This window comes from Pectobacterium cacticida, assembly GCF_036885195.1.
GTDB classification, from domain to species: Bacteria; Pseudomonadota; Gammaproteobacteria; order Enterobacterales; family Enterobacteriaceae; genus Pectobacterium; species Pectobacterium cacticida.
On the sequence record NZ_CP133656.1, the window covers coordinates 124,009 to 143,206 of the forward strand.

General features: G+C 54.5%; 18 protein-coding genes. 9 read left to right on the plus strand and 9 right to left on the minus strand.

Annotated elements, in window-relative coordinates; genetic code table 11:
• Positions 1-3: 3 nt before the first annotated feature.
• The 5 genes from hslV to priA form a co-directional block, all read right to left on the minus strand.
• Positions 4-534: an ATP-dependent protease subunit HslV gene (gene hslV / locus RFN81_RS00560; protein ID WP_264497331.1), complete on the minus strand. Its 531-nt coding sequence runs from the start codon at positions 532-534 to the stop codon at positions 4-6.
• 82 nt (positions 535-616) lie between these two features.
• Positions 617-1,444, minus strand: a complete 828-nt coding sequence (gene ftsN, locus RFN81_RS00565) for a cell division protein FtsN (RefSeq protein WP_264497332.1) — start codon at positions 1,442-1,444, stop codon at positions 617-619.
• An 88-nt stretch (positions 1,445-1,532) separates the two neighbouring features.
• Positions 1,533-2,543: a DNA-binding transcriptional regulator CytR gene (cytR, locus tag RFN81_RS00570; RefSeq protein WP_334516395.1), complete on the minus strand. Its 1,011-nt coding sequence runs from the start codon at positions 2,541-2,543 to the stop codon at positions 1,533-1,535.
• A gap of 29 nt (positions 2,544-2,572) precedes the next feature.
• Positions 2,573-2,752, minus strand: a complete 180-nt coding sequence (locus tag RFN81_RS00575) for a hypothetical protein (RefSeq protein ID WP_264497334.1) — start codon at positions 2,750-2,752, stop codon at positions 2,573-2,575.
• A gap of 106 nt (positions 2,753-2,858) precedes the next feature.
• Positions 2,859-5,057 carry a primosomal protein N' gene (gene priA / locus RFN81_RS00580; protein ID WP_264497335.1) on the minus strand — a complete coding sequence of 733 codons (2,199 nt, stop codon included), beginning with the start codon at positions 5,055-5,057 and terminating at the stop codon, positions 2,859-2,861.
• A gap of 313 nt (positions 5,058-5,370) precedes the next feature.
• Between priA and rpmE the strand changes: the two genes are divergently transcribed.
• The gene (gene rpmE / locus RFN81_RS00585; RefSeq protein ID WP_264497336.1) at positions 5,371-5,586 is read left to right on the plus strand and encodes a 50S ribosomal protein L31; all 216 of its coding nucleotides are present in this window, start codon (positions 5,371-5,373) and stop codon (positions 5,584-5,586) included.
• Between the two features lie 126 nt (positions 5,587-5,712).
• On the opposite strand, the gene RFN81_RS00590 is transcribed toward rpmE, so the two are convergent.
• The 4 genes from RFN81_RS00590 to metJ all read right to left on the minus strand — a co-directional run bounded on the left by RFN81_RS00590 (position 5,713) and on the right by metJ (position 9,027).
• Positions 5,713-6,723, minus strand: coding sequence for a FecCD family ABC transporter permease (locus RFN81_RS00590; RefSeq protein ID WP_264497337.1), 1,011 nt, complete (start codon positions 6,721-6,723; stop codon positions 5,713-5,715).
• Positions 6,720-7,682 carry an ABC transporter substrate-binding protein gene (locus tag RFN81_RS00595; RefSeq protein WP_264497338.1) on the minus strand — a complete coding sequence of 321 codons (963 nt, stop codon included), beginning with the start codon at positions 7,680-7,682 and terminating at the stop codon, positions 6,720-6,722. The genes RFN81_RS00590 and RFN81_RS00595 overlap by 4 nt, the downstream gene beginning before the upstream one ends.
• 9 nt (positions 7,683-7,691) lie before the next feature.
• Positions 7,692-8,489: an ABC transporter ATP-binding protein gene (locus RFN81_RS00600; RefSeq protein WP_264497339.1), complete on the minus strand. Its 798-nt coding sequence runs from the start codon at positions 8,487-8,489 to the stop codon at positions 7,692-7,694.
• 217 nt (positions 8,490-8,706) lie between these two features.
• Complete coding sequence (gene metJ, locus RFN81_RS00605) at positions 8,707-9,027, minus strand: met regulon transcriptional regulator MetJ (RefSeq protein ID WP_264497340.1); 321 nt, start codon at positions 9,025-9,027, stop codon at positions 8,707-8,709.
• 185 nt (positions 9,028-9,212) lie between these two features.
• Here metJ and metB point away from each other — a divergent pair, with 185 nt between their 5' ends.
• The 8 genes from metB to RFN81_RS00645 all read left to right on the plus strand — a co-directional run bounded on the left by metB (position 9,213) and on the right by RFN81_RS00645 (position 19,094).
• Positions 9,213-10,373: a cystathionine gamma-synthase gene (gene metB / locus RFN81_RS00610; protein WP_264497341.1), complete on the plus strand. Its 1,161-nt coding sequence runs from the start codon at positions 9,213-9,215 to the stop codon at positions 10,371-10,373.
• A gap of 2 nt (positions 10,374-10,375) precedes the next feature.
• Entirely contained in the window at positions 10,376-12,811 is a 2,436-nt protein-coding gene (locus tag RFN81_RS00615) for a bifunctional aspartate kinase/homoserine dehydrogenase II (RefSeq protein WP_264497342.1), read from the plus strand.
• 451 nt (positions 12,812-13,262) lie between these two features.
• On the plus strand, positions 13,263-14,420 hold the full coding sequence (locus RFN81_RS00620) for an ABC transporter ATP-binding protein (protein WP_264497343.1): 1,158 nt from the start codon (positions 13,263-13,265) through the stop codon (positions 14,418-14,420).
• A gap of 30 nt (positions 14,421-14,450) precedes the next feature.
• The gene (locus RFN81_RS00625; protein WP_378928866.1) at positions 14,451-15,584 is read left to right on the plus strand and encodes an extracellular solute-binding protein; all 1,134 of its coding nucleotides are present in this window, start codon (positions 14,451-14,453) and stop codon (positions 15,582-15,584) included.
• Positions 15,585-15,642: 58 nt separating this feature from the next.
• Complete coding sequence (locus RFN81_RS00630; RefSeq protein WP_264497344.1) at positions 15,643-16,482, plus strand: ABC transporter permease; 840 nt, start codon at positions 15,643-15,645, stop codon at positions 16,480-16,482.
• A complete protein-coding gene (locus tag RFN81_RS00635; protein WP_264497345.1) occupies positions 16,479-17,285 on the plus strand; it encodes an ABC transporter permease in 807 nt (268 codons plus the stop codon). Before RFN81_RS00630 ends, RFN81_RS00635 begins: the two co-directional genes overlap by 4 nt.
• Positions 17,282-18,286: a LacI family DNA-binding transcriptional regulator gene (locus RFN81_RS00640; protein WP_264497346.1), complete on the plus strand. Its 1,005-nt coding sequence runs from the start codon at positions 17,282-17,284 to the stop codon at positions 18,284-18,286. The genes RFN81_RS00635 and RFN81_RS00640 overlap by 4 nt, the downstream gene beginning before the upstream one ends.
• 46 nt (positions 18,287-18,332) lie before the next feature.
• Positions 18,333-19,094, plus strand: a complete 762-nt coding sequence (locus RFN81_RS00645; protein ID WP_264497347.1) for a phosphodiesterase — start codon at positions 18,333-18,335, stop codon at positions 19,092-19,094.
• Positions 19,095-19,198 lie beyond the last annotated feature (104 nt).

Below are 19,198 nucleotides of genomic sequence, written 5' to 3' on the forward strand. Positions count from 1 at the left end.
TCCTTACGCCTTGGAGGCTAATTCTTCTATCGTATGGAATTGGTTGGTGTAGATACAGATGTCGCCAGCAATCCCCAAAGATTTTTCGACGATGTCGCGCGCCCCCAGCTCGGTGTTTTCCAAGAGGGCACGAGCAGCGGCCTGCGCATAAGGGCCACCGGATCCAATGGCGATCAGATCGTTTTCTGGCTGAACAACATCGCCATTACCGGTAATGATGAGGGATGCATTTTCATCTGCGACGGCTAGCAGCGCTTCCAGTTTGCGTAGCATACGATCGGTACGCCAGTCTTTCGCTAATTCGACAGCGGCTTTAACCAAATGTCCCTGATGCAGTTCCAGCTTGCGCTCAAAAAGCTCAAACAGGGTGAAGGCGTCCGCCGTCCCGCCAGCGAAGCCAGCGATAACGCGATCGTGGTAGAGGCGACGCACTTTACGCACGTTACCTTTCATTACGGTATTACCCAAAGTCGCTTGTCCGTCACCGCCAATGACCACGAGTCCGTTGCGGCGTACACTTACAATTGTTGTCACGAGTCAGTCCCCGTTTGAAGAAAAAGATCCCCGTAATCTTCGGGGCGCATGGTGTTATAGGTGGGGGAAGGTATGGGGGTTTTCAACCCCCGTTGGCAAGAGGAATACAGTTTGATACCCCTGCGCCTTTAAGTCGCTGGATCATGTTATCTACGGCTGCCCGCGAACTATATGGCCCCAGCATAATCCGATTCCAGCCGCCGTTAGAGGTGATACGGCTTTCGATACCGGCGAACGCCAGTTGTGCCCTTACCGACTCGGCAGGATTGATGGTTTTAAAGGAGCCGCACTGAATCGCCCAGCGCTGATTTTTTTCAGCTTTTGCCGTCTGAGGCTGCTTAGCCGGCTGAGGTTGTGGCCTCGGCGTCTCTGGTTTGGGTATGACTGGCGCACGCGCTGCGGGCTGTGTGGTTACTGTAGGCGGCGGCTGTACTGCTTGAGCCGGCGGTTTTATCGTCACCTGAGAACGTGGAACCTGTACCTGTCCGTTATATGGCACCTCTGAGAGCTGTGTTGGCTGCTGACGCATGTCAGATTGTATTTGTTCCAGTAGCTGGCGTTGCTCGTCCGTCAACTGTACAGGTGACCTAACTTCTCCGCCGGCGGAAGGTTCCGTTGGCGTCGTAACGCCCAACTGGCGGTTTTCCAGCTCTTTAATGTAGCGCCAGCGCTCCTCCGGTTTCGGCGGCAGCCCATTGCCTTTGCCTGCATTGTGGTGCGGCAGAACAGGCGTCTCTTCTGGCTTATTATGGGCGATAAAATACAACCCGCCCGCGAAGGTGACTAAAATAGCCACAGCGAGTGCGATCATTGTTTTAGATGCACCTGAAGCCTGGCTTTTTTTTCGGCTCGTTGTTTTCCGACGTGTTCCTGATGAACGTCCCCGGCTCACATAATCTTTTTGTGCCACTGTCGTTTCGCTGTGAATGAATAGGTAAATAACGTAATTAGGGGGTCATGTTACTTAACCCTAAAATATTTGACCAGCGCCTGAAGTCCTAAAGCCGATTAAGGGCATAAATCGGGGCGGCGACGCTATCACGTATCACCAGCTCACTGGACAACAGACGAGATCCACTTTGCACCGTGTTACCCTGCAACTGTTCTAAGAGTAGCAGCATTGCTTCACGACCGATCTGATAACGTGGCTGGGCAACGGAAGTTAAGGGGGGGCAGCAGTACTGCGCCTGTTCAATATCGTCGAAACCGATAACGGAAAGATCGCGTGGGACGTTTAATCCCATTTTTCTGGCCTGAGCCAGTACGCCTACCGCGATGAGATCGTTATGGCAGAAAATCGCGCTGGGTGGCTGCGGGTGCCGCATTAGCGCAATCAGGCCGTTGATCCCGGTTTCATAAGCGAAATCGCCCTTAAAGATGTACTGATTATCGATAAGGAGCCCGTTACGGTGCAGAGCCTGAATATACCCTTGTAAGCGATATTGGCTCAACGGTATATGCTCGGGGCCAGCAATACAGGCGATACGCTGGTGACCAGCCTGATACAGATAATGTACGGCTTCAAAGGCGGCGGTTAGGTTATCAATATGCACGGTTGGTAGTGCCAGATCTGGTGAAAACGCATTCGCCATGACCATCGGGGGAAGATTACGCGGCTCTTCCTGGCTTGCGTTAAACGGTAGATTAGAGCCAAGTAATAACATACCGTCGATCTGCTTAGTCATAATCAAATCGATGAACGTCTTTTCTTTCTGATGTTGATGGGCGCAATCGCCAATCAATACCAGGTAGCCATATTCGGCGGCGGTTTCCTCGATTCCACGGAAAACTTCGGAGAAATAAGGGTCGCAGATATCCGGCACAATCGTCAAAATTGTCCGTGACTCGTTACGTTTGAGGCTTCTATTGAGTGCGTGGGGGGAATAACCCACGGCGATGACGGCCTGTTCAACCTTTCTGCGGGTCGCCGCAGAGACCTTCTCCGGATTCATTAACGTTCTGGATACGGTAGCGGTGGACACTCCCGCCTCCTCCGCCACGTCTTGCATCGTCGCCGTGGCGGCACCTTTCTTCTGCTTCAACGCTTTCTCCTGACGCCGAGGTTCTCCGGCGCTAATAGCCAGCGGAAAAATTCTGGTCGCTGACACACTATGATACGAGTAACACCAATACGGATAACACACATCAGCACCGCATGCAGGATGGATGGCGATGTGTTTCCGCTACTGTCTGCGCCGATAGTGATAACAGATTGCATAACGGTTTTGTTGCTTAATTTGCACAGAACCCGTGATGAATGGCGTGTTCTCGACGCCGCTCGCAAAAACGCATGGTAAGAAATAAATATAACTTATTGGGAAGCGTCAGCTGTCCGTGGGATCTACATCCAGCACCCATTTTACTTTGCGTGCCTGCGGCAGCGTACCGATCAGCGCCAATGATGTTTTAATCAGTTTCTGCAATCGCGATCTTGAGGGATGTTGCAGCAGGAGCTGCCAGCGGTAGCGGCCTGCGCGTTTAGGTTGTAATGCCGGTACCGGTCCTAGCAACCAGAGTGATTCATCCCGTAGTGGACTCGCTTCCAGTAAATTACGCAATTGCTGGAGAAACATGGCCGCCTGCTGGTTATCGTGATCGTCGGCACGGAAAAGAATATGGTTGGTAAAGGGTGGTAAAAAGACGCTTTTTCGTTCGGCCAGCGCCTGGCTGGCAAAGGCATCATAGCCCTGCTGTAATAGCGTTTGTAATAACGGGTGATCGGGATGATGCGTTTGCAACGCCACTTCACCGGCCTTACCCGCACGGCCCGCACGGCCAGCCACCTGAGTGTAAAGTTGGGCAAAGCGTTCGGCTGCGCGAAAGTCGGCGGAGAATAGCGAGCCGTCCACGTCTAGCAAGGCTACCAGCGTCACATCAGGGAAGTGGTGCCCCTTAGCCAACATTTGGGTGCCGATAAGAAGACGCGCGCCTCCTTGCCTCACCTGCGAGAGTTGCTGCTCTAGCGCACCTTTACGGCTGGTGGTGTCACGGTCGATACGGGTGATAGGAATGTCGGGAAAGATCGGCGCGAGACTTTGTTCCAACTGCTCGGTGCCGAGCCCAATAGGCACGAGATTTGTTGAGCCGCAGCCCGGGCACTGTTGTGGAATCGGACGTTGGCTATCGCAGTGGTGGCAGCGCAACATGTTCTGATGCTGGTGGTAAGTATAATAGCGATCGCAGCGCTGACACTCGGCAATCCAACCGCATTCGTGACACATCACCACCGGGGCGAACCCGCGTCGATTGAGGAACAATATCACTTGGTTATCATTGGCCAGATGGTGGCGAATGCGGGTAATCAGTGGCTGAGATAATCCTGCCGTCAGCGAGAGTCCTTTCAGGTCAATCACGTATTGTTTAGCCAGCGCGGCATTGCCTGCCCGTTTGGTCAGATTTAGACGTCGATACTTGCCGATTTGGACGTTATACAGCGTTTCCAACGCTGGCGTTGCTGTGCCCATGACGATGGGAATATCTTCTTCCCTGGCACGAAAGACGGCTAAATCTCGCGCATGGTAGCGCCAGCCATCCTGTTGTTTGTAGGAGCCGTCGTGTTCTTCATCAATCACAATCAGCCCCAAACGGGCAAAAGGGGTGAACAATGCTGAACGGGTTCCAATGATGATGGCGGCTTCACCGCTGCGGGCGCGCTGCCAGACAGCGAGGCGTTCGTTGTCGTTGAGTGCAGAGTGCAATACATCGACAGGCGCATTAAAACGTTCACGAAAGCGGGCGATGGTTTGCGGCGTCAGACCAATTTCCGGCACTAATACCAGCGCCTGTTTTCCCTGCGCCAGAATGTTTTCCAATACGCTGAGATAGACTTCGGTTTTACCAGATCCGGTGATTCCCGCCAGTAACCAGGCAGCAAAATGGTTGTCCTCACTGCGGATTGCACCGACGGCCGTGGCCTGTTCTGTGTTCAGGCGTAGGCGGTCGGTCGCCATGCTAAAGTGTTGGCGCCAATCCTGAGCTATTTGATCTGCGGCCTGTAATTCGCACAACCCTTTACTGCGTAATGCCTGCAATGCAGCCTCCGTCAGCCCCATTTCACTCACCTGATGGCGATAAAGCGGCGATTGGAGTAGCGCTGCTAGCGCCTGTTGTTGTTTTGCCGCACGTTTCAGCGCGTTGAGCGGCGTCGCCCGACCTTGCTCGGTGGCAAACCACTGCCAGAGCGGCGCGCGATGGGCGGGTTTCCCCTGACGCAATAGTACCGGTAACGCGTGGAATAGCACTTCACCAATCGGATAGTGATAGTACTCGACGGCCCACAATAGAATGCGCCACAGGCTGGGGGGAAACAGCGACTGTTCATCCAGCACGTCATGTACAGGTTTTAATTGCTCTGATGATAGTTGGCTGGTGTCGCTTAGCGCGGTAATAATACCGATAGCTTTGCGGTTGCCAAAGGAGACGCTAACGCGCGTACCGACCTGCGGAGTCATTCCTCCCGTAGGGAGCAAATAATCGAATGTACGTGCCAGTGGCACGGGCAAAGCGACCTGAGCGACAGACATAACTTCTCCATGAGCGTCGACGAGATGCGCGCGGCGTTCCACGATATAACCGATCGGTCTGTATCATGCGCCGTGCCGATTGAAAATAATGCAAGGCGCTAGTGTACATGCTGCAAGGGAGAATGTGTGGATGCGATTGCATCGGGTGGGGAGATTCTGTATGATCCGCCGCCATTGTGTCGTTAGAAGAAATGATCGTCTCGCTCGCGCAAATGATGATTTCGTTCGCATAATGAACTTACTTACTCAACTATCGTGTGGTGTCTGGCGGAATAGGGCTGGATAGCGACACGGCCTTAACAGAGGTTTCCCCATGAAAAAAGGTATTCACCCGAATTACGTTGAAATTACTGCGACTTGTTCTTGCGGTAATGTGATCAAAACCCATTCAACTGTGGGCCATGACCTGAACCTGGACGTTTGTAGCGCATGCCACCCTTTCTATACTGGCAAGCAGCGTGTTGTTGATACTGGCGGTCGTGTTGAGCGCTTCAACAAACGTTTCTCTGTTCCAGGCAGCAAAAAATAAGTCGTACTGGCCAATAGGCACAGTCACTTTCGACAAAGGCACCGACGGGTGCCTTTGTTGTTTTTAGCGTGTCAGCTTTTTCATCAGGTGCGCTGTTAAACCCCGTCCTTCAGGGCGGGGAGGATGTCAACCCTGCTGACGATTTACCAGCATTCCCAGAACGAAGATGCCGCCTAGCCCAGCCGTAATAATCCCGATGGGCAATTCCTGTGGTGCCAATAGCTGACGGCTAAGCCAATCACCCCCGCACAGCAGTATCGCGCCCAATACGGCTGTCATTGGTAGAAGCCTCTTGTGTAGCACGCCGCTCAGCGGTCGGGCTAGATGAGGGATCATCAGGCCGATAAAACCGATTACGCCAGTCAGAGCGACTAGGAGTGAAGTCGCGAAGGCACAGCAGATAAAAATTTCCACCCGCACGCGAGACAGGTTAACCCCCAGTGAGGCCGCGGTCTGGCCGCCAGCCAGCAGAGCATCAAGCGCGCGCCAGCGCAGGGCGGTGAGACCGAATAGCAGCAGAACGCTGAATACCGCAAAAGGTAACGTGTCCCAACGGGCAAGGCCAAGACCGCCCAGCGACCAGAAAAGAATCGAGCTGGCGGCTCGCTGATCGCCGGAAAACACCAGATAGTTCGTCAGCGCGCCGAACAGAAATGAGATCGCCAATCCGCAAATGATCAGGCGTTCTGCACCGCGCGCCTGTTGCAGCAGGAATAGCACAGTCACGGCGACGGCCGATAAAATACCACCACAGAAAGCCGCCATCGGCAGTGCCCAGTCACCGAGTTGCTCACCAAAGCGGGTGATGACTGCGACCGCCCCCGCCGAGGCGCCGGCAGACAAACCAAATAGAAAAGGGTCTGCCAGATCGTTACGGGTTGCCGTTTGCAAAAAGGCGCCGACCATTGCTAACCCTGCGCCGCACAGCGCCGCCAGAAGGCTACGGGGAATGCGCAGTTCCAGAATGATGCGTGATGTCATCGGTGAGACATCCGCCGATGATAACCCTAATACGCTGGCGACCTGTGTAAGGGGGATAGTCGTGCTACCCGTCGCAATATTTACCAGCATCAGCCCTGCCAATACCAGCAGCGCAACGACAAAGGTTGCGGCATAACGTGAAGATGTTGGGCTCACTGAAAGGCATCCGGGTAGAGTGCGTGCGCCAATTTATCGACGGCGGCGATATTCGCTGGTCCCGGCGTGAGTTCCGCATATTGCAGCTTCAGATAGCGATGCTGTTGTACGGCTGGGGTAAATTTCATCAGCGGGTGTGATTCCAGAAAACGTCTTAACGCATCTGCGCCGTTGCCCGTCTGGTAATCCAGCAAGATAATAAAGTCAGGCTCGCGCGCCGCCACGTTTTCCCACGATGTGGAGGCCCAGCTCGTTGCCATATCGTCCATCACGTTCTTGCCACCCGCCGCCTCAATGATGGCAGTTGGCATGGCAAATTTCCCGCTGGTAAAAGGCTTATCGTCGCCAGAGTCATACAGGAAAACCGTCTGTTTTGGCCGATCGCCAATACGGGTTTGCAGGGTGGCAATGTGCTGTTTCCAGCCGTCAATCTGTTGCTGAGCTAACTCCTGCTTACCGAAGATCTTCCCCAGTTTCAGCATGTCGCCGTAGAGCAGATCCATGCTGGCTCGTGGACGCTGCTGCTGCGGTTCAGTGAAAACGCAGCTTTCGCTGAGCACCAGCGTCTGAATGCCATATTTTTTCAGCGCTTGCGGCGTGACCTCACCACCGACTTTCATGCCATAGTTCCACCCTGCAAAAAAGAAATCTGGGTGTGCAGCCAGCAGGTTTTCAAGCGTGGGGTATTTTGCTGCCAGCTCAGGGATCGTACCTTGTTGCTTGATAAAGTCAGGGGGCGCCTTATACCAGCCGGTAATTCCGGTCAGCCCGACAATACTTTTTTGCAGTCCTAGCGCAAATGCCATTTCCGTCATGTTCAAGTCATGAATAACCGCGCGCTGCGGTGGCTGGGTGAAAGTTAGTGGTTGCCCACAACTGTCGACTGTGACCGGAAAATCTGAGGCATGTGCCCAGCACGACGTCAATGCCAGCAGTCCAGACAGAAGCATTATTTTCATCGGGATTCCTTAGTGCAGTTCAGGGGCTTCAAAGATGTGAATGGGTGAACCGTTTATCGGGTGCGGCACGGTAAAGCTCTCCATACCAAAGACGGATTTCACGCAGTCGGCGCTTAGCGCGTATGCCGGCGTTCCCCAGCGGAGTAAGGCTCCCTGTTGTAAAACGGCGACGCGATCGGCGAAGGGGAGGATGAGTGGCAGGTCGTGCAGCACTGCCAGCGTTGAAATGCCACGTTTCCGTACCAGAGACAGTAGTTGTGCTCGCGCCAACGGATCGAGGTGGTTCGTCGGTTCATCCAGTAGCAGAAGTTGAGGCGTTTGTGCAAAAGCACGCGCCAGCGCGGCGCGTTGGCGCTCCCCACCGGAGAGCGTGCCCAGCAGGCGGTGGCGCAGCGGTAATAATCCGGTATCGTCCAGTGCTTCTTCAATGAGTTGGCGATCGTTCTCAGGTGTGCTAACTCCGTGGTGCGGGATCCGTCCTAAAGCGACATACTCCGCGACTCGCAGACGCAGATCCGGCGTATCGTTCTGCGCCAGAATCGCTATCCGTTTTGCTCGTTCATGACGGCTCAGGGTATTCAGCGGCTTACCGTTCAGATGAATGCACCCCGTTGTCGTACCGAGTTCGCTGGTTAACACGCGTAGCAGCGTGGATTTGCCGCTGCCATTGGGGCCAACCAGCACTAGACGTTCGCCTGCCCACATAGACAGAGAAATATCACTTAATCTTGTCGCCCTATTGGCGTCGGTAACGGAAACATGATGCAACTGTAGCAGCGTGGGCCTGGTAGAGTGGCGCTCTGTCATGATGTGTATATATCACCGGTGGCTGTCAAAAAATGTTATGTTATATCATAACAAATTAAATGCAATCCCGATTTACAACATGAACGGAAGGGGAAAAGGTCTGCAGAAGAGAGCGGGGGATGTTAGTAAGAGTGAGGTATCGGGCGGTGATGTTCTGCATAACAAAACCCCGCCGGGGAAAGCAGGGTTTGCGAGAAAAGCGATAGTGCAAATGCGATCAGTAGTCCCACGTATCAGGATCGATACCCATTTCTCGCATGATGATTTTCGCGGCTTCAGGAATTTCATCGTTGCGCTCTTTACGCAAGTCTTCGTCATTCGGTAGCGGCTGACCCGTAAAGGCGTGCAGAAATGCCTCACACAACAATTCGCTGTTGGTGGCATGGCGCAGGTTATTCACCTGGCGGCGCGTACGCTCATCTGTCAGTATTTTCAATACTTTCAATGGAATAGATACTGTTATCTTTTTGACCTGCTCGCTTTTTTTGCCGTGTTCAGCGTAAGGGCTGACGTACTCACCGTTCCACTCAGCAGCCATGGGATACCTTAAAATTAATCTAATGAAGACAGCATCTGTCATGAAATATGACAATTCTAGCGGTTATTATGCTTATGCTCAATCTATACGCAAAGAGGTTTAGATGTCTAGATGTATTGACGGCTATTAAATCAGGGTTTACTCTTAAGCTCCTATCTTTTCAGCTCCAGCCAGGAAATGAGCCGATGACGCGTAAACAAGCAACGATCGCAGTCCGCAGTGGGTTAAATGACGATGAACAGTATGGCTGCGTTGTTCCTCCCATACATCTTTCCAGCACGTATAATTTTACCGGATTTAACCAGCCACGCGCTCACGACTATTCGCGGCGCGGTAACCCAACGCGGGATGTGGTTCAGCGAGCGCTTGCGGAATTGGAAAGCGGCGCGGGTGCGGTAATGACGAGCAGCGGAATGTCGGCGATTATGCTGGTTTGCACCGTTTTTTTGCGTCCCGGCGATCTATTGGTTGCTCCGCATGATTGCTATGGTGGCAGCTATCGTTTGTTTGACAGCCTGAGCAAGCGCGGCGCGTTTCGCGTTAAGTTCGTCGATCAAGGCGATACCGCCGCGCTCAATGCGGCCCTGGCGGAAAAGCCGAAGCTGGTGCTGGTGGAAAGCCCGAGTAACCCTCTACTGCGAGTGGTGGATATTGCCGCGATCTGTCAGGCGGCACGGGAAGCTGGCGCAACTAGCGTGGTGGATAATACCTTCCTGAGCCCCGCGCTGCAAAAACCGCTGGAATTGGGGGCCGATCTGGTGGTGCATTCATGTACTAAGTACCTGAATGGTCATTCTGACGTGGTGGCGGGCGCGGTTATCGCCAAAGAGGCCGATACCCTCACGGAACTGGCCTGGTGGGCGAACAATATTGGCGTTACTGGCGCAGCGTTTGATAGCTATTTGCTGTTGCGCGGTTTGCGTACCTTATCGCCACGCATGGCTGCCGCGCAGCGCAATGCGCAACAACTGGTTGAATTTTTGCAGACGCAGCCATTGGTAAAAGCGCTATATCATCCTTCGTTGCCGAATAATCCCGGTCATGATATCGCTTGCCGTCAACAAACTGGTTTTGGTGCGATGCTAAGTTTTGAGCTGGATGGGGATGAGAACACCCTGCGGCGTTTTCTGGCTTCGCTAGAGTTGTTTACGCTGGCGGAATCGCTGGGCGGAGTCGAGAGCCTTATCTCTCATGCGGCCACGATGACGCACGCGGGTATGGCGCCGGAGGCGCGTGCCGCGGCGGGTATCTCTGAAACATTGCTGCGTATTTCCACCGGTATTGAAGATGGCGATGATCTGGTTGCCGATCTGGATCGTGCGTTTCACGCCGCGGCCGCGAGGTAAGCATGAGTGCATTAGGCATAACGACCTCGGTTGTCGGGCGACAACTGCATAAGTTTGGCGGGAGTAGTTTGGCCGATGCGAAGTGTTACCTGCGTGTAGCCGATATTATGGCGGAATATAGCCATCCCGGTGATCTAATGGTGGTGTCCGCGGCTGGCAGTACCACCAACCAACTGATTAGCTGGCTAAAACTGAGTCAGAGCGACCGGCTGTCGGCGCATCAGGTTCAGCAACTATTACGCCGTTATCACAGCGAATTGATTGCCGGGCTATTGCCTGCGCATGAGGCTGAAGCGTTAACTACGCAGTTTATCCATGATTTGGAGCGTTTGGCCGGGTTACTGGATGGCAAGATGACGGATGCCGTGTACGCTGAAGTTGTTGGGCACGGTGAAATCTGGTCAGCGCGTTTGATGTCTGCTGTGCTAAATCATCGGGACATGAATGCAGCTTGGCTGGATGCGCGTGATTTCCTCTGTGCGGAACGCGCCGCACAGCCTCAGGTGGATGAAGGTCGTTCTCGGCCGCTGTTGCAGCAGTGTTTAGCGCAACACGTTGGGCAACGCCTGGTGGTAACCGGTTTTATTTGTCGAAACGATGCAGGTGAAACAGTCCTGCTGGGGCGCAATGGCAGTGATTACTCGGCAACGCAAATTGGCGCGCTGGCGGGGGTTGAACGTGTCACTATCTGGAGTGATGTCGCTGGTGTCTATAGCGCCGATCCGCGGAAAGTAAAAGACGCCTGCTTGCTACCGTTGTTGCGACTGGATGAAGCTAGCGAGCTGGCGCGTCTGGCGGCACCGGTGCTGCATACGCGTACCTTGCAACCCGTTTCCGGCAGCGGTATCGACCTGCAATTGCGTTGCAGCTATCACCCCGAACAGGGGTCGACGCGCATCGAGCGTGTGCTAGCCTCGGGAACGGGGGCAAAAATTATCACTAGCCATGATGATGTGTGCCTGATTGAAGTCCAGGTATCCGCATCACACGCGTTCGCACAGTTGCAAAGAGACGTCGAACAACTTCTGAATCGGGCACAATTAAAACCTCTGGCTGTGGGAGTTCACCCAGATCGTAGGCTCTTACAACTATGCTATACCGCTGAAGTAGTTGATAGCGCGTTGCAGTTATTATCACAGGCGGCGCTGCCCGTGGAGATCAACCGGCGTAATGGGCTGGCGATGGTCGCGATGGTGGGAGCGGGCGTGGGGAAAAATCCACTGCATAGCCACCGTTTTTATCAGCAGTTGAAAGATCAGCCGATTGAGTTTGTCAGTCAGGCCGATGAGGGAATTAGTCTGGTCGCGGTTCTACGTGTCGGCCCGACGGAACATCTGATCCGAGGGTTACATCATTCCTTGTTCCGTGCAGAGAAGCGTATCGGTCTGGTGCTGTTCGGCAAAGGGAATATTGGTTCGCGCTGGTTGGAGCTGTTTGCTCGTGAGCAAAGTAATCTGTCCGCGCGTACCGGCTTCGAGTTTGTGCTAGCCGGTGTTGTGGACAGTACGCGCAGCCTGTTGAATTATGACGGTCTGGATGCCAGCCGTGTGATGGCTTTCTTTGAGAGTGAAGCACAGACGCGGAATGGCGAAGATCTGTTCCTGTGGATGCGTGCGCATCCCTTTGATGATTTAGTGGTGCTGGATGTCACCGCTAGCGAGTCGGTGGCCGATCTCTATCTGGATTTCGCCAGCTATGGTTTTCACGTCATTAGCGCCAACAAACTGGCAGGCGCGTCAGGTGGCAATAATTATCGCCAGATACGAGACGCGTTCGCGAAAACGGATCGCCACTGGTTATATAACGCGACCGTAGGCGCGGGTTTACCCGTCAATTTCGCGGTACGAGATTTGCGGGAAAGCGGCGACAGTATTTTGGCAATTAGCGGGATTTTCTCCGGTACGCTTTCCTGGCTGTTCTTGCAATTTGACGGCACGGTGCCATTTACCGAACTGGTCGATCAGGCTTGCCAGCAGGGGTTAACCGAACCAGATCCACGCGTTGACCTTTCTGGTCAGGACGTCATGCGCAAGCTGGTCATTCTGGCGCGTGAGGCGGGGTATAATATTGAACCCAGTCAGGTTAGAGTTGAGTCGCTGGTGCCGCGGGGGTGTGAACAGGGGTCGGTTGATGACTTCTTCGAGAACGGCGATTCGTTGAATGAGCAGATGCTGAGTCGCCTGGAAGCGGCAAGGGAAATGGGCTTGGTTCTGCGCCATGTTGCCCGTTTTGATTGCAACGGTAAAGCGCGCGTTGGCGTTGAGGCCGTCCGTCCCGATCACCCTTTGGCTTCGCTATTGCCGGGTGATAATGTGTTTGCGATTGAGAGCCGTTGGTATCGGGATAATCCGCTGGTGATTCGCGGGCCGGGAGCGGGGCGCGATGTCACAGCAGGCGCGCTTCAATCTGACCTAAACCGTCTGGCGCAGCTACTGTAGCGCCTACTGTAATCGCGGCATCGTTGGTGGCCGTCTCTTAGTCGTATTTTTATGCAGACCAAGAGACGGTTTCGTGCGTCACGACCCCGCCATTTTCATGCTACCTCGTAGCAAACGCCCGACACGTGGCGGCTCACACGCCACTCGCCTCGTGACCCCCTTGGCTTTCCGGCGCAAATTATGCCGCTGACGCGGTGCCTTCTTCGATATCCGGCTTAACGGACCGCTTCCCTGCGGCTCATCCTGAGCCTGCTATCTCTTCAGCATAATTTTACGCCGGATAATGGCAAACTCCGCAGAGCTTTCGCGCACTTATATAAGGCGAGCGTTAAGAGTATTTCCCCATATTCCCCACCAGCCGTGTCATTGAAATGTCATAGCGATAACACGTTCTTGACACGTTCTCTACGCACAATCGGCGCATCGTTTAATTAGCGCGGAATGCACAGCAGTGCAAAAAAATACGTCCTCTGCGGCAACCCCGCATATTGTTATCGATCACCTCCATGTTGGGTACGGCACAACAGCCGTATTGAACGATATCCATCTGGAGATTGCTCAGGGTGAATTCGTCGCGTTGCTTGGTTCGTCGGGATGCGGCAAAACGACGCTACTACGAACCATCGCTGGATTCTCGTCGCCGCAACGGGGAGCGATTCGCGTTAACGGGCAGGATATGACGCAAGCGCCGCCGGACAAACGTGGAATGGCGTTGGTCTTTCAGAGCTACGCACTGTGGCCGCATATGACAGTGGCGCAACATATTGCTTACGGGTTGCGTTTGCGCCGCGTGGCGCGTGCGGAGATTGCCAGCCGTGTCGCTGAATTGGAAACCATGCTTGGGTTGACAGGCTTGAGTGCCCGCAAGCCTGCGGAACTGTCCGGCGGGCAGCGTCAGCGCGTCGCACTGGGGCGGGCGTTAGCGGTGAGGCCCGATATTTTGCTGCTGGACGAACCGCTCTCCAATCTTGACGCCCGTATTCGTCTGCAACTGCGCGATGAGATCCGGGCGCTGCAACAGCGGTTGGGATTGACCGCAATCCACGTGACGCACGATCGCGAAGAAGCGATGGTGATGGCGGATCGCATCGTGATTTTGAATCAGGGCCGCATCATGCAGGCGGGTAGCCCGCAAGAGGTGTATCACCATCCGGCCAGCGCGTTTGTCGCAGCATTTATGGGGGCGGAAAATCGGTTGGTGCTCGACGCGCACGATGACGGGGGAACGTTGATGATCCCAGGTGATGCGGAGAGCCATCCACTCGTGCCGGTGGGGACATCGCTATCGCCCGGCACGATAGAAGCGCGCTTCCGTGCGGAGGCCGCACAACTTTACGATCCCGCGGACGCGCCTCCTCCCCAGCCCGGCATGTTAATGCGCTATGGCACGGTGCAGGCACAAAGCTATCCCGGTGGATACTGGTTGCACTCGGTTTCCAGCGGCGCCTGGCGGATACAGGTTCATGCGACGCGTCCCTATGCGATTGGGCAGCGGGTTGCGGTACAGATCCCTGCCGAGGCGCTGTTTCTTTTCCCGCTGACAGAAAAGACGACGTCTTCAGCAGCGGTACCGAACACCCTTACACGTCATTCCCCGCTTCCGGCTTGACGGCCCGATCCTGAATTGGAGACAAATAAAATGAAACGCATTTTTGTTGCAACGTTAATGATGAGTATGCCGTTGGCTGCCGTGCAGGCTCAGGAGCTCACCGTGTTAACGGCGGGTGACCAGAACATGGTCGACTATGTGAATGAATATCTGGGGCCGCTGTTTGAGAAGCAGCATCCTGGCGTCAAGGTTCGAGCTATTGGGACGGGTCCGGGGGATGCCGGGTCGCAAAAGATTCTTGAGCGTTTTGATGCGCAGCAGGCCGCCGGGGCCAAAGTCTGGGATACCGATGTCGCGGTGGTGCATGAAAAATTTGTTGGTCCAATGGTGCAGAAGGGCGATTTGCTGAAATATCGTGATGATATTGCCAGCGGTAAGCTGGTTAGCATGGCGGCGGCGGATAAGGCCATGGGGACGGATGTGAAAGGCTATGTGATGCCGATGTTTAGCAGCCAGACCGCGCTGGCCTATAACCCCGATATGGTGCCAAATCCTCCGAAGAGCTATGACGAAATTCAACAGTGGGCCGCTGCTCATCCGAAGATGTTTGGTTATAACGGAATTAAAGGTGGCGCATCGGGCGTCAGCTTCGTGATGGGGTGGATTTATGCTTACGGCGGCGATGCCCAGAAGTTGATGAATGGCCCGTTTGATGAGGCGGAGGCGAAGAAATGGCAACCCGCGTTTGAACGCTTGAAGGATTTTAATAAGAACGTGACATTGACGCCGGGCAACGCGGGTACGCTTGATATGCTTAGCCGTGGTGAGATCGCCATGGGCCCCGTGTGGGTTGATATGTTTTATTCCTGGCAAGCGCGTGGACAATTGCCGGACAACTTCAAACTACTGCTTCCGGCACCGGGCATGCCGGGGCAGCCGATGCATTATGTTATCCCGGCTCAGGCACCGCATCGTGAACTGGCCAAACAATTTGTCGAACTGGCTACCAGCGCCAAAGTTCAGGCGGAAGGGATCGTTGAGCGCTTTAACTGGTATCCGGGGATTGATGCCAAGTATGTTCAGGCTGAGCTGAAACCCGAGATTTGGCAACGTCTGTTTACGGATGTGACACCTGATGAGTTGGCGAGTAAAGGTAAGACATTCCCTATTGCGCCTTACCATACCGCGATTTTAAACGCCTATGAGCGGGCGATGGCGAAGTAACCCATACACTTGTACTACAGGCGCTCTGACAGCATAAAGTCAGGGCGCGGAGACCTTCATGCCGCAAGTATCTCAATTTTCTTCCCGATTAGTGGGGATCGCGCTGGTGCTTCCTGCGCTAGTCGTGGTCGCCGCCTGTTTTATCACCCCGTTGGGGATGTCGATTGGGGGTGCGTTTGTTAGTCAGACAGGCGTAGGTATAGATAATTTTGTCACCGCATTAACGCTGTATCTGCCCGATATTCTGTTTACCTTACTGATAGTAAGCCTGGCCACGCTATTGATCGGCTTGCTATCCGTTTTGATTGGCGGTTACCTGACCCTGGGGGAAAGTCCGCGTATGGTAGCGTTACTGCGCTGGATTTACCGCTGGCCATTGTTTATCCCGTTCATCGTCACCGGACAAATTTTACGTACCTTTCTGGCTAAGAACGGTTGGCTGAACGGCGCACTGGATGCGCTCGGTATTGTTGATATGGCTAGCGCCAGTAATTGGCTGGACTGGCGTGGCATCGTGTTTGCCTTTGTCTGGAAGCAGACGCCATTTGTGGCGCTATTGGTTGCTGGCGCAATGGCGTCGCTGGATCGCACGATGATCGAATCTGCCCGTAATTTAGGCGCATCACGCCTGCGTATCCTGTGCGAAATTGTGGTGCCTCAGGTGGGGCAAACGCTGCTTACCGGGCTGATTCTCTCATTCGTCACCATGATGTCGGTGCTATCCGTGCCGATGATGATCAATGCCCAATCACCGACGATGCTTACCGCCAATATTGCTTTCCGTATTAACGCCTATGGCGATTATGGCGTGGCCAATGCATTGGGTGTGATTGCTCTGCTGATGACGGGCTTGTTTGCGGTGATTTATCTTCGCCTGAACATGAGGGAGAGGGCATGAAGAACGTCCTGTGGTGGATCCCGAGAATGTTGATTCTGGGAACGCTAATCTTCCTGATTTTTGGTCCATTGGCTAACCTCCTGCTGTGGTCAGTGGCGGAAAAATGGTTCTATCCTCATCTGTTGCCTAATGATTGGGGGTTCGCTTTTTGGCAGCGCGTGTTTTCACCGCGCGGAGTGGCTTGGGAAGCACTAGGCAATAGCGTATTAGTGGCGGTGTTTACCGTACTGGCCTCGCTTCTGCTGGCGATTCCTGCCGGATATGCGCTGGCGCGCCTACCCTTGCCCGCCCGCGGGTTAATACTGCTTATTTTCCTGATTCCACAAGCCTTCCCAAACCTGACGGTGTACGTGAATATCGCCCGGCTGTTCTATCAGTGGGGGCTAAACGGCACGCTGTTGGGCGTCGTTCTGGTGCATACCGTTCACGGGCTGGTGTTTGCCGTTTGGATTGCTTCGGCGGCGTTTGCGGCGGTGGGGCGTGAAATGGAGCAGGCGGCGCGATCGATTGGAGCCGGGCCGTGGCGTGCCTTTATCGATATCACCTTGCCGTTGGCAATGCCGGGATTAATGGCATCGGCTATCTTCGTTTTCCTCGAATCGCTGGATGAATTTACCGGCAGCTATTTTGTCGGTGCGCCGGATGTGCAAATGATGCCGTTACTGCTCTATACCGCGGGGGCGGGAGGGAACTATCAGATGGCTTCCATTACTGCGTTGGTGCTGTTGGTTCCCTCGGTCTTGTTTATGCTGGTCGTGGAGCGCTTTTTGAAGGCGGATGTGATGGCGAGGATAGGGAAATGACAGGAGGCAAACCCGGTTACGTTAGTGCGCAGGATGTCGCGCGTCGGGCTGGGGTATCGCGCTCGGCGGTGTCCCGCAGTTTTACCCCCGGCGCCAGCGTGTCTGCGGCGACTTATGCCAAAGTGATGGCCGCAGCGCAGGCGTTAGGGTATCAGGTTAACGATTTAGCGCGCGGCCTTCTGGCGAATCACAGCCGTTTGGTGGGGTTAGTGGTCACTCGCCCAGAGGTCGGGTTCCGCGCCAATTTGGTGGCGGAGTTGTCGCAGGCGTTAATTCAACGCGGCTCGATCCCTGTTCTTATCAATACCGGTCATGCCCGGGAAGCGATGGTGGCCGCGCGTGTTATTTTGTTCGGTCATCGCGCGGAAGCGACGATTGTTCTGTCGGGGTCGCCGCCGAAAGCATTTGTCGAACTGGCACAGCTCAATCGCCAGCCGTTGATAGTCATTGGCCGACATGAACCGGCGTGTGACAGCGTGCATATCGATAATGACAGCGCGGCGCGTATGGCCGCGCGGTTGTTCGCCTCATCGGGTAGAACACGTTTGGCGCTGGCTGGGGCGGCTTCGGCAACGCCCAATATTATTGAGCGTGAACAGGCGTTTTGTGAGGAAGCGCGGGTGTTAGGGCTGTCGGTAGCCGTGGTTCGTGGTGTTGATACGGATTATGGCGATGGGCTGGCGGTGGGCCAGCAGCTGTTTTCTCGTCCCGATGCCGTCAGGCCGGATGCGGTATTCTGCGTAAATGATTTAGTGGCATTTGGCGTTATCGATCGCGCAAGGCAGTGTGGCCTTGCCGTTCCGCAGGATCTTATGGTCATCGGATTTGATGATATACCGGCCGCAGGATGGGATGCTTATGCCTTGACAACGTTTCGACAGGATCCTGCCACGATGGCGGCGCAGGCATTAACGTTACTCGATCTTCGCCAGTCGCAAGAACAAGCTCCCGCGCGTCGAGCGCAGGTAAGCGCTTTGCTAATTCGCCGCCAGTCGGCGTGACTGCATAAGCACACGATAATGTAATAGAGTGAAGCCGAGAATAGTGATGAAACTGATCCAACTTTCCGATCTCCATTTGACCGCGCAAGACGGTAATCTACATGGACGCGATCCCAGGCAACAATTGAGGGCGGCGATTGCCGATATTAATGCACGGCAACGCGATGCCGATCTCGTGGTGATCTCCGGCGATCTGTCCGATGACGGCAGTGCGTCATCCTATGCGTTTCTGGCGTCAGCGTTAGCCAGGCTACAGATTCCCTGGCGCGTGACGCTGGGGAATCACGACGATCGAGCGATGTTTTTGGCTCAATTTCCACTGCTGGCGGATGAGAACGGATTTGTGCAAAGCGTGACGACCGTGGGGAATCATTGCGCAATTCTGCTGGATTCGTTGCAGATCGGTGATGTCGCTGGAACTCTATGTTCGGCACGATTGGCGTGGCTTGAACGGCAGCTTCAGGCGGCCTCGGGTAAGAATGTATTCCTGTTTTTACATCATCCACCCATGCCGATAGGGCTTCCCGCGCTGGATGGCGTGCGGTTGGTTTCCGAAGCGGCAGAGGCATTGTTCCAGGTGTGTCAGCGGTACGGTAACGTGCGGCATATTTCGGCAGGACATGTGCATCGGCCTGCCAGCGGTGCGTGGCGAGGGATTTCGTTTAGCACGGTACGTGGCACCAATCATCAGTCAGCCCTGCGCTTCGCAGCGGGGTTTGAAGTCAGTCTGGAGGAGCCGCAATACGCCATTTTCCTGACGTCGGAAGACGGGCATACCGTGCACTTTCACGATTTCCCCTGTGGCTGACGGCGTGTTCCCTTTCGTTTAATCATAGTGTGATGCGGTCTGAGTGAAATTTTTTCATTTACCTTGAGTAATCATCACCACCTGCCGGGCTGAAAAACGTTGAC

Excerpts from the sequence above, each read along its gene's own strand:
- cytR (WP_334516395.1), bottom strand. The coding sequence starts at position 2,543 with ATGCAAGACGTGGCGGAGGAGGCGGGAGTGTCCACCGCTACCGTATCC.
- RFN81_RS00575 (WP_264497334.1), bottom strand. The coding sequence starts at position 2,752 with ATGCAATCTGTTATCACTATCGGCGCAGACAGTAGCGGAAACACATCG.
- priA (WP_264497335.1), bottom strand. The coding sequence starts at position 5,057 with ATGTCTGTCGCTCAGGTCGCTTTGCCCGTGCCACTGGCACGTACATTC.
- rpmE (WP_264497336.1), top strand. The coding sequence starts at position 5,371 with ATGAAAAAAGGTATTCACCCGAATTACGTTGAAATTACTGCGACTTGT.
- RFN81_RS00595 (WP_264497338.1), bottom strand. The coding sequence starts at position 7,682 with ATGAAAATAATGCTTCTGTCTGGACTGCTGGCATTGACGTCGTGCTGG.
- RFN81_RS00600 (WP_264497339.1), bottom strand. The coding sequence starts at position 8,489 with ATGACAGAGCGCCACTCTACCAGGCCCACGCTGCTACAGTTGCATCAT.
- metJ (WP_264497340.1), bottom strand. The coding sequence starts at position 9,027 with ATGGCTGCTGAGTGGAACGGTGAGTACGTCAGCCCTTACGCTGAACAC.
- metB (WP_264497341.1), top strand. The coding sequence starts at position 9,213 with ATGACGCGTAAACAAGCAACGATCGCAGTCCGCAGTGGGTTAAATGAC.
- RFN81_RS00615 (WP_264497342.1), top strand. The coding sequence starts at position 10,376 with ATGAGTGCATTAGGCATAACGACCTCGGTTGTCGGGCGACAACTGCAT.
- RFN81_RS00625 (WP_378928866.1), top strand. The coding sequence starts at position 14,451 with ATGAAACGCATTTTTGTTGCAACGTTAATGATGAGTATGCCGTTGGCT.
- RFN81_RS00630 (WP_264497344.1), top strand. The coding sequence starts at position 15,643 with ATGCCGCAAGTATCTCAATTTTCTTCCCGATTAGTGGGGATCGCGCTG.
- RFN81_RS00635 (WP_264497345.1), top strand. The coding sequence starts at position 16,479 with ATGAAGAACGTCCTGTGGTGGATCCCGAGAATGTTGATTCTGGGAACG.
- RFN81_RS00640 (WP_264497346.1), top strand. The coding sequence starts at position 17,282 with ATGACAGGAGGCAAACCCGGTTACGTTAGTGCGCAGGATGTCGCGCGT.
- RFN81_RS00645 (WP_264497347.1), top strand. The coding sequence starts at position 18,333 with ATGAAACTGATCCAACTTTCCGATCTCCATTTGACCGCGCAAGACGGT.